Source organism: Synechococcus sp. OH20 (assembly GCF_047502685.1).
Lineage (GTDB): Bacteria > Cyanobacteriota > Cyanobacteriia > Thermostichales > Thermostichaceae > Thermostichus.
Map to the genome: position 1 here is coordinate 68,015 of NZ_JANSIQ010000011.1, position 13,276 is coordinate 81,290.

Genomic DNA, 13,276 nt, shown 5'->3' on the forward strand with positions numbered 1-13,276 from the left:
CTGCAGCGCCCCACTGGGTCTAGATCCTTTCCCGTCCTGTTTGGTTTGTTTTTCTATCAACTTGGGAGATTCTTATGGCCGTTCCCAATGGTCATTCCAGCACGCTTCCAGAGCAAGAAGCCTCTTCTGTGGGAAAGGACTCCGTCTCGCCAACGCAGATGGGTAGCCCTCTGAACCTGGCTCCTCTGCCTGCTGAGGGGGCCTCTGCTCAGATGCCGGTACTGCTGACGGAGAGATCCGGCCCGCCCGTCTTCCCCAGCCCTGTCAAGTTCAGCAAGATCGAGATCGACCACCGTCCGGTGGGGGCTTCGACCCTGAAGGTGGTAGATTACTATGCCGACGGACGTCCGGTTGCCGCCGCAACTCTTAAGGTTGTGGATACCTGGGGCGAGGGGCGCCCAACGGTTGCCTCGGGGGCCAAATTCATCCATGATCCCGCTCTCAATCGTCCGGTGATGGCCGATGGCCTGAAAATTGCCAAAACCTTCCTGGGCAACCGCCCCATCGAGGCCAGTCCCCTCAAGGTGCTGCGCTAGCCGGGATCCCCAAGATGGCCCCTTTGCTAACCTGGGCTGGGGCGCATCAGGGTGGTGAGTATGGAGCTCCTGGCGATTCTCGTGGGGCTGTTGGCAGGCTTGGGAGGAGGAGCAGGCTATCTGGCAGATCAGACGGCACGGCAGCTTTTGCTGGATCAGTTGGATCGGGCCGAGGTTTTGGAGGTGCGCATCCAAAGCCGGCCCAACTACCGTCTGCTGAAGGGCCAAGCGGATCGCCTGCTGATTGCCGGTCGCGGGCTGTATCGGGCCCCTTTCCCCCGCCTTGAGCTTCTCGAGTTGGAAACCGATCCGGTGGCGATCGATCCCTCTTTTTTTCAGGGGGCTCCCCTGCGCCTGGCGCGACCTCTGCAAGCTGCGGTGCGGGTGGTGGTGCGAGAAGAGGACTTGAATGCTGCCCTCAACCTGCCAGAGGTGCTCCGCCAGTTTCAGGATATTCAAGCAGATCTGCCCTTTGGCGGAGCTGGCAGGGAAGCTCGCCGTTTTGACCTGCGTCAGCCCCGCGTCGAGTTTTTGGATCCCAGCCGTATTCAGCTTTCTGCCCTCTTGGTGGAGCGGGACGGCGGCACCGAGCAGTCGGTCGAAGTGGTGTTCAACGCCGGGATCCGGGTGGAAGAAGGGCGCAGCCTCAAGCTGGAGAATCCGGAGTTTGTCATCGGTTCTGTACGGGTTCCCGATGAGATCTCAGCAGCCTTCTTGGGCGGGCTCAATAAGGTGTTTGACCTGCAAGAGCTGGAAGAGATCGGGATCCTGCTGCGGGTGCTCAGCCTAGAGATAGAACCTGACCAATTGCAGGTGATTGGGTTTGTGCGGGTGGAGACGCTGGAGAAGATCATGATCCCTGACGCGGACGGCCAGAGATCCCGGTTGAGCATGGATGCAATCTTCAGCTAGAAACCGCAGGAGCCCCGCCCTGTACCCCCCTCTGTCCACCCGTATACGGGGGGAAGGCGGGCCGGTCAGGGTCGGGAGGAATGCGGACGACGGATAATCGTGACATGGCCCAAGTCCTGACTATCTCCTGCAAGCTCAAGGTGTCTGCTTCGCAAGCCGTGAAGCTAGAGGCAACCTTGTCGGCTTTTGCACAAGCACTCCTCGCGCCAGCGGGCCGTAGGCCTTACTGGGTCAACCAAAACACACCAGAGAAGGTGGTCAACCCAGTCAAGCTTCAATCGCTCTGCTACCGCGCAATTCGTACCCGCTTTGGGCTATCCAGCAACCTGGCCCAACAGGTGTGCAGAAGGTTGGCCGGTGCCCGCAAGGTTGCCCAGCAAAAGAATCGTCCGGTCAAAGCGTTCAAGTCTGGCTTTGTTACCTATGACGCCCGCATCTTCTCTTTCCGCGAGAAGGACTGGACGGTGTCGCTGACCACCGTCGAGGGACGCGAACGCTTTGAGCTGAATGTAGGTCACTACCAGCGCGGCATGCTGGCCGGTTCTCATCCCAAAGCGGCCACGCTCATCAAGCGCAAAGATGGTTCCTACTTCATCCAGATTGGCGTGGAGCAGGACCCACCGGAGCCACAAGACACCACCAGGGCGATTGGTGTGGACTTGGGTAGGAGAGATATTGCCCATACCAAGGACTCCGTCCCGCTGACGCGAACAGAAGGAGACCACTGGAATGGACAGCAGTTGAACCAGGTCAGAGACCACTACTCCCGCTTGAGAGCGGCTCTGCAACGCAAGGCCGGTAAGGGCACACGCAGCACTCGGCGCAGGTGTCGGCAACTGCTGCAACGGCTGTCTGGTCGGGAGAGACGCTTTCAAGCTTGGGTGAACCATCGCATCTCCAAGTCCATTGTTGCTAGGGCACTGGCCACCCACCGTTTTATTGCCTTGGAAGACCTGACCGGGATCCGGGAGCGTACCAACCAACAGCCACGCAGCAAGACGGAGCGGCGGCGGGCGAACAGTGAGGCCTACGGCCCGCTAGCGCGAGGGGCGTTCTACCAGTTGCGGCAGTTTGTGCACTACAAGGCCGCCAGAGCAGGGGTGAAGGTTGTGGTGGTGCCGCCTGCCTACAGCTCGCAGACCTGCCACCGGTGTTTGTGGCTTGGGCAACGGGAAGGGAAGCGTTTTCGTTGTGTGAACCCGGCCTGTGGCTGGGAAGGGGATGCAGATTTGAACGGTGCCAACGTGATTGCGCTTTTGGGGGTCGCTGTAAACCGGCCTAGAGGCCCGTGGTTGGCTTGCCAACTGCAGGGCTACCAGAAGCCCGCTCCGTATCGCTTAGCGGTCGGAGTCGGGTAGTTTACGGCTGCGCTCTAAGGTCTGCTCTGTCAAACTGGAAAAAAACAGTCTGGCTGGAGATTGGGATTATGGCCTTCGATTGGTTTCGCCGCCGCTATACCGACTCCCCTGGTGAAGCAAAGCCTTCGCCACCAGACCCCACGTCGGCCACGAAGCCAGCGGAGATCTCCCCCGAAGACTATTTGGCCTTCGCCAAAGCCGCCTATGCCAACCTGAAGGCCCGTGCCGCTGGCCAGGAGGCCCCAGCCAAGGACTCCGTCCCGCTTGAGCAAACAGATGGGCAAATAGAAGGGATCCCTGCAGAAGCTCTCCAGCCACAGCCACCGGCCTCGCCTCCGGAGCCTATTCCAACAAAAGAACCGGTATCTCCAGAATCACCCTCTGTGCAGCCGGCGGCAGCTCCCTCGTTTTTCGATCTGGCTCCCCGTGCTGCCGAGCGTCTGCAAGCCCTGCAAGCCAGCGCTGTGGAAGAGCCGGAGCCGATGACCCCAGCCGTCGCTCCCTCTCCCGAGACCGGGCCGGAAGAGCTGGTCTTCGATGAAGGCTTCCGCTGGTCAGCCGAGATCTTGGCGGCCCAAGGGCGCAAACCGGAAGAGATCTCCGTAGAAGAGATCTCTTGGCTGCAAAAGCTGCGGCGAGGCTTGGGCAAAACCCGCCTCAACCTAATCAACCAATTGAAGGCCCTGGTAGGCCGTGGCCCCCTCGACCAGAAAGCTGTAGAAGAAATTGAGGCCCTGTTGCTGCAGGCCGATGTGGGGATCGATGCCACCGAGCGGATCATCCAAGCCCTACAAAAGCGCATGCGCGAGGAGGTGGTGCCGCCGGAGGAGGCGGTCAAATACCTCAAGCAGCAGATGCGCCAGATGTTGACGGTAGGGGATCCCACCTTTGCGCCGCAACGGGGCACGCTCAACATTTGGCTGATTGTCGGGGTGAATGGAGCGGGCAAAACCACCACCATCGGCAAAATTGCCCATGTGGCCCGCGAGTCTGGGTACCGCTGCTTGATCGCCGCTGCCGACACCTTCCGGGCTGCCGCGGTGGAGCAGCTCAAGGTTTGGGCAGAACGAGCGGGGGTAGAGGTGATCGCCAATCCTTCTCCCAATGCTGACCCGGCGGCGGTGGTCTTTGACGCCATCACAGCCGCCCAGGCCAGGGGCACCGAGCTGCTCTTGGTGGATACGGCGGGCCGTCTGCAAAACAAGAAAAACCTGATGGAGGAGCTGGCCAAGATCCGCCGCATCATCGACAAAAAAGCTCCTGAAGCCAAGGTGGAAAGCCTGCTGGTGCTGGATGCCACCCAAGGGCAAAACGGCTTGCGCCAAGCGGCGGTGTTTTCCGAAGTGGCCAAGCTGAGCGGCGTGATCCTGACCAAGCTGGATAGCACCGCCAAGGGGGGCATTGCCCTGGCCATTACACAACAGATGCACTTGCCCATCCGCTTCATCGGCGCCGGCGAGGGGCTGGAAGATCTGCGGCCTTTTTCCAGCTATGAGTTTGTGGAAGCTCTCCTGAGCGAGTATTGAGGCGCCCCCTTTCTGGGAAAAGCCACCGTGAAAGAGACACACACAGCTCCCAACTGTGTTGGGCGTCGCCCTCGCCTTCTGCCCTGGAGCGCTGCGGGGGTGGGAGCAGGTTTGCTTTGGGCCTGGGGTGGGCACCGCTGGATCCAGAGCGGGTTGAACCTGGCCTGGACGGGATCCACCCAGGATGCAGAGGCTTTGCAAGAATTTGTAGCCACCTTGACCCAGGTGTTGTCGGGGGTGTTGGGCGTTACCCTCTCGGTGGTGGCCATTGTGGTGCAGTTGAGCGCGGATCGCTTCACCCCGAAGGTCACCGAGCTGTTTTTGCGCGAGCAGGTCAACTTCTATCTCTTCTTTTTCCTGATCCTGGCCAATGTGGTCAGTTTGTGGAGCTCGATAGCCCTGAGCTTTTACGATCCCGCCAGCGGACATCCGGGGCTGCTCATCGGGCTGAACCTGCTGCTGGGCACAGCTTCGTTTTTGGTGCTGATCCCCTACTTTCGCTTTGTGTTTAACTTCTTGCAACCGACCTCGATCATCCGTCGCATTGAGCAGCAGGTGCGGCAGGCCGTCCTGGGATCCCTTGTCTCCAGAAGATTGGGATCTGATTTCGGGTTCGAGGAGAGTCGTTTCTCTCGCTGGCGTCGGCGTGGTGTGGCAACAGAGCAGCACTCTCCAACAGGCCAATGTTCGCCAGCTCATCAGCGCTGCCTTGCTGCCCTCGATGAGATCAAAAGCATCGCCACCAGCGCTCTCCGCCAACAGGAAGGAAGCATTTTCTTGGAAGCGTTGGATAGTCTAAAGTCTCTATGGATCTTCTATGCCGAGCACAAAGCACAACTGCACCCCACCTGGTTTCTCTTGACCGCGGCTCTGCAGCGGGATCCGGACTTTGCTTCGGTGGATAAGGGCCTATTGAGCCAGATCGAGGCAGAGAGATCCTGGCTGGAGCTGAAGATCTTGCGGCAGTATCAGGCCTTGTTTGTCGAGGGGCTAAACGGCATGCAGCAGGCGAGCACCCTGGTGGCCATTCACAGCCGGGAGCTGGGGATCCGCGCCCTGGAAACCCAACGACTCACGGTAGCGGGGTGGGTGATCAAGTTTTTCAACACCTACCTGCGGGCTGTCATCAACGCGCGCGACATCCGCGGTGGCTACAACCTGCTCAAGCAATACCGCCTGCTGGCCGAGGCAGCCCTACACCACCGTCAGTCGGCCCTGGTCTTGCAGATTGTTGACTACTTTCGCTACTACAGCTTGACTGCCTACAAGGCCGGCCTCTTTTTCCTTTCGGAAACCTTTGGCTTCGATCTGGGAAGGCTGGCCCAGTTGAGCTGTGCTCTGCAGTCGGAAACAACCGAAGCCATTGTGCAGGCTTTGTTACGCCTAGACCAAGACCCCGAAAGCGAGCAACAGGAGAATACCTTGCGCGGGATCCGCAAAACCCAGGTGCGGCTGGCGGCTTACTTTCTCAGCCGTGGGCGGGAGGATTTGGCCAAGTTGATCTACAGGGATATGCAGCACGAGCCCTCGGCGCGCCTGCAGAGCATCCGCCAAGAGCTGCTCTCTACGGCTGCGGAGTTTTGGGAGTTCACCGACCGGGGGGAGAACTTCTACTACCTCGAACCGGCCCTGCAACCCTATGCCGAGCAGTTTTTCGGCTGGTTTCAGGGCTTGACCTCTCTGGCAGATAAGCTGGAGAGCGCCTCTAGATCCCTGGAGCTTCCGTAAAAAAAGCCAGATCTCTTTACCGCAGGGTTTAGTTTAGTTTGGTCAGAGCCGCCCCTTGGTGTCGTTCCAGAAGGCTTGTCTCATGTGTCCTTTCGGCCAACCTAACCGTCTGGGCAGTTCTCCCAGCCGAGGATCCCTGCCGGCAACCAGCTCTTTTGTCCAGTTTCGCCGCGACCCGCACCTGTTGCCCTTTTGGAGCCTGAGCCTGTTGATCATGGGCCTGGCGGTGCCCCTGTTTGTGCTTTCGGGGGCGGATCCCAGTTTGGCTGGCTGCGACGAGAGCTTTTATGCCCAGATGGCCCGCGAGCTGCTGTGGGGGAGCAACTGGCTGGGGCCGACTTTTTTGGGGGAGCCTTTTTTCGAGAAACCGCCTCTGCTCACCTGGAGCGTGGCCCTCAGCTTTGCCCTCTACGGCATCAACGAATGGGCGGCTCGGCTGCCCGGGATCCTGGCCGCTTTGCTCTCCATTCCTCTGGTGGGCTGGATTGGGCGGGCTTTTTTGCCGACACGGGCGGCCCTGCTGGGCATGGCGGTTTTGCCCCTCTGCTACCTCTGGGTACAGCAGGGGCGGCTGGTGGGGCAAGATGTGCCCCTGACCTGCCTGGAGCTCTTGGGGATCCTGGGGCTGGTGAACGGCAGCCGCGGCCACCCAGTTTGGTTTTGGCTGGTGGGGGTGGCCTTTGGGCTGGGCCTTTTGATGAAGAGCGCCATGATCCTGCTGCCGGCAGCGGCTTTGATCCCTTACTGGGTGCAGCAGCGGCGCCACTGGCTGGGATCCGCCCCCTTTTGGCTGGGGATGTTGCTGGGCCTGGGGATCTTTGGCCTCTGGCTGGTGCCGGCCATGGGGATATACGGTTCCGAGGTGCTGGCCACCTTGGTGGGAAAGGTGTGGGATCTGGGGCAAGAACCCTTCCATGCCGATGCCACCGGCTGGTACTACTTTTGGCACATCCCGGCCCACGGCTTTCCTTGGACGGTTTTGGGGGTGGTGGGAGGAATTCTCTTGGTGCGGCAAAAGCCGGCATCCACTTTGTTGATCTGGTCTTTTCCCCTGCTGCTTTTGGTTCTATTGCAGCTTTATCCCACCAAAACCCCCTACTACACGGTGCAGCTCTATCCCTGGCTAGCTCTGCTGGCGGGGGTGGTCCTCGATCAAGCTCTGCCGTTTCCGCTCCGCACCGCCTCGACTGGGACAGCGGGACGAGGTTCTCGGCGAGACAGACCCCACCTGGCCCAGGTGCTCTCCTGGGGGTTAGCGGCGGTAGGGCTGCTGCTTTTGGGTTTGGGGGTAGCCGTCCGCCTGGGCGTAGACGGTCTGCAGCTCCTACAACCCCATGCCTGGCCTCTGGTGGTGATGGGTCTTTTGTACCTCTTGCTGCCAGGGATCTGGAGCTGGCGGCGGGTGCTGCACCATGCCGGGGAGCTCTGGCTGGGCACACTCCTAGCTGCCGGGATTCTCGCCATGGTGAGCATCCTCCTGCGGCCTGACTTCGGCAATTTCAGCCCTGCTTTTGCCCAGATGGACTGGAAACAGATGCTGGGATCTGCAGACACTGGTTTTCCCGTGGTGGATATTGGCCGCAGCGGCTTGCCGGATGTCTGTCAGGCGCAGGCCATCGCCTTTTATACGCCCAATCCGGGAAGATGGGTGGATGATCAGGCTCTGCAACAAGGGGAGCATGGAGACTACCTTTGGGTATCCCCTGTGCAGGCAGAACAGGTTGACATCGAAGACTTGGGACTGCAGCCTTTGGCCGAGGTGGAGGGCTGGCAACTGGTGCACCGCTCCCTCTCAGATGCGGCCAGCGGGGAGCCTTCCTGAGGCGTTTACGATCAAAACTGTAAACTACCCGACTCCGACCGCTAAGCGGTACGGAGCGGGCTTAAGCGCTCCGCGCCGCTGACGCGAAGGGTAGCCCTGCAGTTGGCAAGCCAACCACGGGCCTCTGGGCCGGTTTACAGCGACCCCCAAAAGGGCAATGTTGGCACCGTTCAAATCTGCATCCCCTTCCCAACCACAGGCCGGGTTCACACAACGAAAATGCTTCCCTTCCCGTTGCCCAAGCCACAAACACCGGTGGCAGGTCTGCGAGCTGTAGGCAGGCGGCACCACCACAACCTTCACCCCTGCTCTGGCGGCCTTGTAGTGCACAAACTGCCGCAACTGGTAGAACGCCCCTCGCGCTAGCGGGCCGTAGGCCTCACTGTTCGCCCGCCGCCGCTCCGTCTTGCTGCGTGGCTGTTGGTTGGTACGCTCCCGGATCCCGGTCAGGTCTTCCAAGGCAATAAAACGGTGGGTGGCCAGTGCCCTAGCAACAATGGACTTGGAGATGCGATGGTTCACCCAAGCTTGAAAGCGTCTCTCCCGACCAGACAGCCGTTGCAGCAGTTGCCGACACCTGCGCCGAGTGCTGCGTGTGCCCTTACCGGCCTTGCGTTGCAGAGCCGCTCTCAAGCGGGAGTAGTGGTCTCTGACCTGGTTCAACTGCTGTCCATTCCAGTGGTCTCCTTCTGTTCGCGTCAGCGGGACGGAGTCCTTGGTATGAGCAATATCTCTCCTACCCAAGTCCACCCCAATCGCCTCGGTGGTGTCTCGTGGCTCCGGTGGGTCGCGCTCCACGCAAATTTGGATGTAGTAAGAACCATCTTTGCGTTTGATGAGCGTGGCCGCTTTGGGATTGGTGCCTGCCAACACGCCCCGCTGGTAGTTGCCAATTGCCAACTCAAAGCGTTCCCGCCCCTCAACGGTGGTTAGCGACACCGTCCAGTCCTTCTCGCGGAAAGAGAAGATGCGGGCGTCATAGGTCACAAAACCCCCCTTGAACGCTTTGACCGGACGGTTCTTTTGCCGGGCAACCTTGCGCAAGCCAGCAACCCGCCTGCACACCTGTTGTGCCAGGTTGCTGGATAGCCCGAAGCGGGTACGGATCTCGCGGTAGCAGAGAGATTGGAGCTTGACGGCGTTGACTATCTTCTCCGGCGTGTTCTCATTCACCCAGTTCAAGGCTTGTGCAAAAGCGTCTAGCGTCGCATCCAGCTTGGCGGCTTGCGAAGCAGACACCTTGAGCCTGCAGGAGATAGTCAGGACTTGGTGCATGCTCCTATTCTATCTCAACAGATACTATGTTACTGCCCGGCTCCGTACCTACGCCGGACTCGCATTCCTCCGGACGCAATGACTCCGTCAGCCTCAACATCGGCAGCTTGCAACTGCCTCTCTCTTTGCAACTGGAGTCTTCGCTGGCCGGCATCATTCAGGGATCCCTGGTGTTGTTTGTCTTGTTGACCCAGGGGATCAGCCGCCGCTATTTCCTGACCAAAGGGAAGCAGAACCCTTAATTGCCCTTTCAGTACCGCTCGAAATGTGGCCGGTACCGGGGAAAGCTAGCTGGATCTGGCCAGCCGTGCAACAGTCTGCAACAAGCTCTTTTTTTTCAACGCACGCGAAAGCCGACCCGACCCCGTTCAACATCAAAGGCAACATCAGTGTTGAAAAACAGCGGCATGCCCAACAGTTGCACCCCCTGGTTGCCGCTCACAAAAATTCGATCTCGACTGGGCGTAATCGGAAAGCCAACTCGAATACGGTAGTCGAAAGCCCCCTCCAACACTGCTCGCCATTCCGCCCCAGGGGGGAGAGTCGAGGTGGAGAAGGGAGCTGCTCCCAACAGCCTGACGTTGAGGAAAATGTCGGAAGAGCCGCTGTCGAACTGGGTGGGGCTGAGGGCATTTTGGATGGAAGTATTGCTGATGCTGTAGGCCACTTGCAAAGCCTCATCCCGCCAGATGGGGGTGCCATCGGGAAAGCTCCCCACTTGGGGAAACTGCCGGAAGTTAAAGCCGGCGGTGTTGTTGTCCGTCAGGCCAACCGTGAAAAGGCCCTGGGTGGAGTTGAAGCCGCCCGTTTGGATCATGTACCCGGAGCGAAAATTGCCCGGCAGACGGGTGAGCGGACTGAACAGCTCCGGATCGGGGCTGCGCTCATCGAGGGACGTGCCCAGGATCCCGGCAAAAGGCCGCCCCACCCCAAACAGGTTGTCTGAGCAATTGGCTACCAGCGCGTCCACACAGGCGATGCGGTCGATCAACTGAATCGTTACCGGCTCTCGACTGGGGATCCCGCCGATGCTGAAGGGGGCACGGGCCAATACGCCGACAAACTGGGTGCCATCGGCAAAGGTGACGGTAGAAGGGATCTCCGTCCGTTCTAGGCCGAAGCGACCTGCCGCCGCCGATACAATGCGCAGACCTGCCGAGCCGGTGTCCAAGAGCAACTCCGCGCCGGCCCCGGCCACCCCCACGTTCAAGCCGAGCAACTTAAAGCGGCTGTTGCCCAGCGTGCGCACCGGCATGGGAATCGACTCAGTTCCCGCTTGCGGCGGGAGAGGGATCAACACCGGGGCGACAGATTCCCCCTGGCCAGCACATCCAACACCGAGCAGCAGCAAAGCCAGCATCACCATCAGAGCCGGCAACATCCCCCCCGACCGTGGCTCATCCTTTGGGCTCGACCTCACTTGCATTGGATCATCCGCACAGCAACAGCTCCGCTTGCCAATCGACCACCTTTTGGAAGCGAAAAGCGCCCGCCAATGCCCCCCAAACCTGCCGGTGGGTGATGGGATCCATGCCTCGGTCATGGCTGCAAAACTCGCTCTCGCTCAGGTGCAAGGTGGTCTGCAAATAAGTAGTCTGGCCGTTGCGCACCACGCAGCACCGGCACCCCGGCTCCGTCACGCCCACAAAGCCAGATCCCTCCCGTCGCACCTGCACATCGCACCCAGGCAAATAAGCCAGATCGGCGGCGCTCAGTTGGCGCAGTTGGTCTGCCCTCTCCCGGGCACAGCCTCGCCACCGCTGCGGCTCCAGCGGACGGTAGTTGCGAATCCGGATCCCGGCGCCCACCTGAGTCAATTCCACCACCGCCTGCCGATAGGGATCCTCCAAATGGCCGCTGTAAGCTTGCTCCACATAAAAGCCAATCCCACCCAACACTTGAGCCGGCAAGGGGCGATAGGCCACCCGGATGGAAGCAAAAAAGGGCGGATTCTCCCAGGCTTGCTCTTGGTTGCTGAAGTCTCCTGCCAGCCAGCGCGCCATCTGTAGCAGTTCCGGGGAAGCGGTGCGATCAAACCCGACAGGCATAGGCAATCATCCAAAAGTTCTGTAAAGGCGTATACCGAAAGTTGCCGGCATCGAGAAAAGCCTTCTCAGATTTTGCCCCAACCCCAGGCCCATCCAAGGATCTCAGCAAATGTTAAATTATGTCTCTTTTCTGAGAGTGTTCGCCCCGACACCGAAAATGGCTCCCTGCCAAGCGGCAAAGCCGCGATCGAGGCTGACACCTTTCTTTATATTGTAAAGCTAAGCAAAGTACCATGTTCTTTTGTAAAAAAAACTCCCGCTAAAAAGATGGAGAGCGTTGGCCGGGATCGCAGATGGGAAGCAGCTTGGAAAGCAATCCAACTCTTTTTGCGCGAGGTGAAGGCAATTTACATTTTTTGATGCAACCGCTTCCTGCCTTCGCGGTAGAAAAAGACTGGAAACAAGGGGAGCCGACTTTTCCCCCTCTGCCCAGTTGCGGTTGGCGGCAGCGGCTGAGGGTTCTGATCCAAGTCCAATTCTTTGGATTGCAACCTGGAGTAGCTTTACCCTCGGCAGCAGCTTACCTTTGCTGGAGGATAGGGGCTTTGCTGGCTCATCTTGGTTCTCTTGGCTTTGACCCCGTCGGTGGGTCTGTAGGCCAAGCAGCGCCCTTCGGCACTGAGGATCCAAGCAGTGTCGCCTTTCCGACTGGCGTGTGTCCTCCGGTCGGCGGTAGGGAATGTGGGTTCATAACCTCTTTTATTTTCGCTAGGGAGATTGAAAACCATGAACGATGTATTTGGCAAAGTGGTTGCCCAAGCTGACTCCAAAGGTGCTTTCCTGGGGGAGAACGAGTTTGCGGCTCTCCAGCAGGTGATTGCTGAGGGCAACAAGCGTTTGGATGCTGTGAACCGCCTCACCAGCAACGCTTCTAAGATCGTGACCGATGCCATCCGTCAATTGTTTGCCGAGGAGCCCAATTTGAACGCTCCCGGTGGCCCTGCCTACCCCAGCCGTAACGTGGCTGCCTGCATGCGGGATATGGACATCATCCTCCGCTACATCACCTACGCCGTGGCAGCCGGAGATGCCAGCGTGCTGAACGAGCGCTGCTTGAACGGCCTGCGGGAGACCTATCAAGCCTTGGGCACCCCCGGTAGCTCGGTGGCCAACGGCATCCAAAAGATGAAAAAAGCCGCGGTGGCGGTGGTGAACGACCCCAACGGGATCACCCGGGGCGATTGCAGCGCTCTGATTGCCGAAATCGAATCCTACTTCGATCGCGCCGCTGCGGCTGTCGTTTGATCCCTTTTGGGCCAGAGCTTCTGCTGTAGACGGATCCAGTTGTGAAGACCACTCTGGAATCCAAAGCAGCTTAGGTTGACAGGGGATCCCTGGAAAAGTGGCTTTTTTGCAGCGATTTTGCAGTTGAGACATTTTGCAGTTACGACTTTGAATCTTTTGCTTTGTTTTTGCATTGAGCTTAAGTAAAGGAGCGTTTTGAATCATGCAAACCCCAATTGTTGACGCCATTGCTACTGCCGATAGCCAAGGGCGCTACCTGAGCAACAGCGAATTGCAAGCCATCAATGGCCGTTTTCAGCGAGCTGCCGCCAGCATGGAAGCTGCCCGCGTCCTGAGCAGCCGTGCCGACGAGCTGGTGCGCGGTGCCACCGAAGCGGTTTACGCTAAGTTCCCCTACACCACCCAGCCGGGCGGGCAGTGCCACACCCAGGCCGGCAAAGACAAGTGCGCCCGCGATGTGCGCCACTACCTGCGCTACATCACCTACTGCTTGGTAGCCGGTGGCACCGGCCCTCTGGACGAGTATCAGTTGGCCGGGATCCGCGAGATCAACGCCGCTTTTGAACTCTCCCCCAGTTGGTTTATCGAAGCCCTGCGCTACATCAAAGCCAACCACGGCCTGACCGGGCAAGCGGCCACCGAAGCCAACACCTACATCGACTACGCCATCAACGCGCTCAGCTAGGCCCTTGGCTTGGGATCCCCCTTGACGCTGGCCAGAAGATAGCTGGCCGGTCGTGCAGGCGCCGGGGGATGAGGTTGTTGAGGGCAACGGTGGTCAGCCTGTTACGGAGTGGAGAGTTCCTTTTAACCGGGTGGGTTTAAG

Annotated in this window: 12 protein-coding genes; 9 read left to right on the forward strand and 3 right to left on the reverse strand. The window is 59.4% G+C overall.

The genetic code is table 11. The features are described 5' to 3' along the window. Positions 1–74: 74 nt before the first annotated feature. The 6 genes from NW826_RS02320 (at position 75) to NW826_RS02345 (ending at position 7,882) form a co-directional block, all read left to right on the forward strand. Positions 75–536, forward strand: a complete 462-nt coding sequence (locus NW826_RS02320; RefSeq protein WP_414335779.1) for a hypothetical protein — start codon at positions 75–77, stop codon at positions 534–536. Positions 537–596: 60 nt separating this feature from the next. After that, positions 597–1,448: a DUF2993 domain-containing protein gene (locus NW826_RS02325; protein ID WP_414509340.1), complete on the forward strand. Its 852-nt coding sequence runs from the start codon at positions 597–599 to the stop codon at positions 1,446–1,448. 104 nt (positions 1,449–1,552) lie between these two features. Next, positions 1,553–2,806 (forward strand): RNA-guided endonuclease InsQ/TnpB family protein, encoded by a 1,254-nt coding sequence (locus NW826_RS02330; protein WP_414509430.1) that lies wholly within the window; start codon positions 1,553–1,555, stop codon positions 2,804–2,806. A 68-nt stretch (positions 2,807–2,874) separates the two neighbouring features. Continuing rightward, the gene (ftsY, locus tag NW826_RS02335; protein WP_414509341.1) at positions 2,875–4,332 is read left to right on the forward strand and encodes a signal recognition particle-docking protein FtsY; all 1,458 of its coding nucleotides are present in this window, start codon (positions 2,875–2,877) and stop codon (positions 4,330–4,332) included. A 27-nt stretch (positions 4,333–4,359) separates the two neighbouring features. Further along, a complete protein-coding gene (locus tag NW826_RS02340; RefSeq protein WP_414509342.1) occupies positions 4,360–6,060 on the forward strand; it encodes a DUF2254 family protein in 1,701 nt (566 codons plus the stop codon). Between the two features lie 82 nt (positions 6,061–6,142). Continuing rightward, on the forward strand, positions 6,143–7,882 hold the full coding sequence (locus NW826_RS02345) for an ArnT family glycosyltransferase (RefSeq protein WP_414509343.1): 1,740 nt from the start codon (positions 6,143–6,145) through the stop codon (positions 7,880–7,882). A gap of 24 nt (positions 7,883–7,906) precedes the next feature. On the opposite strand, the gene NW826_RS02350 is transcribed toward NW826_RS02345, so the two are convergent. Then, positions 7,907–9,157, reverse strand: coding sequence for an RNA-guided endonuclease InsQ/TnpB family protein (locus tag NW826_RS02350; RefSeq protein WP_414509344.1), 1,251 nt, complete (start codon positions 9,155–9,157; stop codon positions 7,907–7,909). A 26-nt stretch (positions 9,158–9,183) separates the two neighbouring features. Here NW826_RS02350 and NW826_RS02355 point away from each other — a divergent pair, with 26 nt between their 5' ends. Further along, positions 9,184–9,399 (forward strand): hypothetical protein, encoded by a 216-nt coding sequence (locus NW826_RS02355; RefSeq protein ID WP_414509345.1) that lies wholly within the window; start codon positions 9,184–9,186, stop codon positions 9,397–9,399. A 95-nt stretch (positions 9,400–9,494) separates the two neighbouring features. On the opposite strand, the gene NW826_RS02360 is transcribed toward NW826_RS02355, so the two are convergent. Then, positions 9,495–10,538 (reverse strand): hypothetical protein, encoded by a 1,044-nt coding sequence (locus tag NW826_RS02360; RefSeq protein WP_414332324.1) that lies wholly within the window; start codon positions 10,536–10,538, stop codon positions 9,495–9,497. A 49-nt stretch (positions 10,539–10,587) separates the two neighbouring features. After that, complete coding sequence (locus NW826_RS02365; RefSeq protein ID WP_414332326.1) at positions 10,588–11,205, reverse strand: chromophore lyase CpcT/CpeT; 618 nt, start codon at positions 11,203–11,205, stop codon at positions 10,588–10,590. Between the two features lie 726 nt (positions 11,206–11,931). Between NW826_RS02365 and NW826_RS02370 the strand changes: the two genes are divergently transcribed. Together NW826_RS02370 and NW826_RS02375 are read left to right on the forward strand one after the other, a co-directional pair. Beyond that, complete coding sequence (locus NW826_RS02370; protein ID WP_011434282.1) at positions 11,932–12,450, forward strand: phycocyanin subunit beta; 519 nt, start codon at positions 11,932–11,934, stop codon at positions 12,448–12,450. 202 nt (positions 12,451–12,652) lie between these two features. Beyond that, on the forward strand, positions 12,653–13,135 hold the full coding sequence (locus NW826_RS02375) for a phycocyanin subunit alpha (protein ID WP_011434281.1): 483 nt from the start codon (positions 12,653–12,655) through the stop codon (positions 13,133–13,135). Positions 13,136–13,276: the final 141 nt, after the last annotated feature.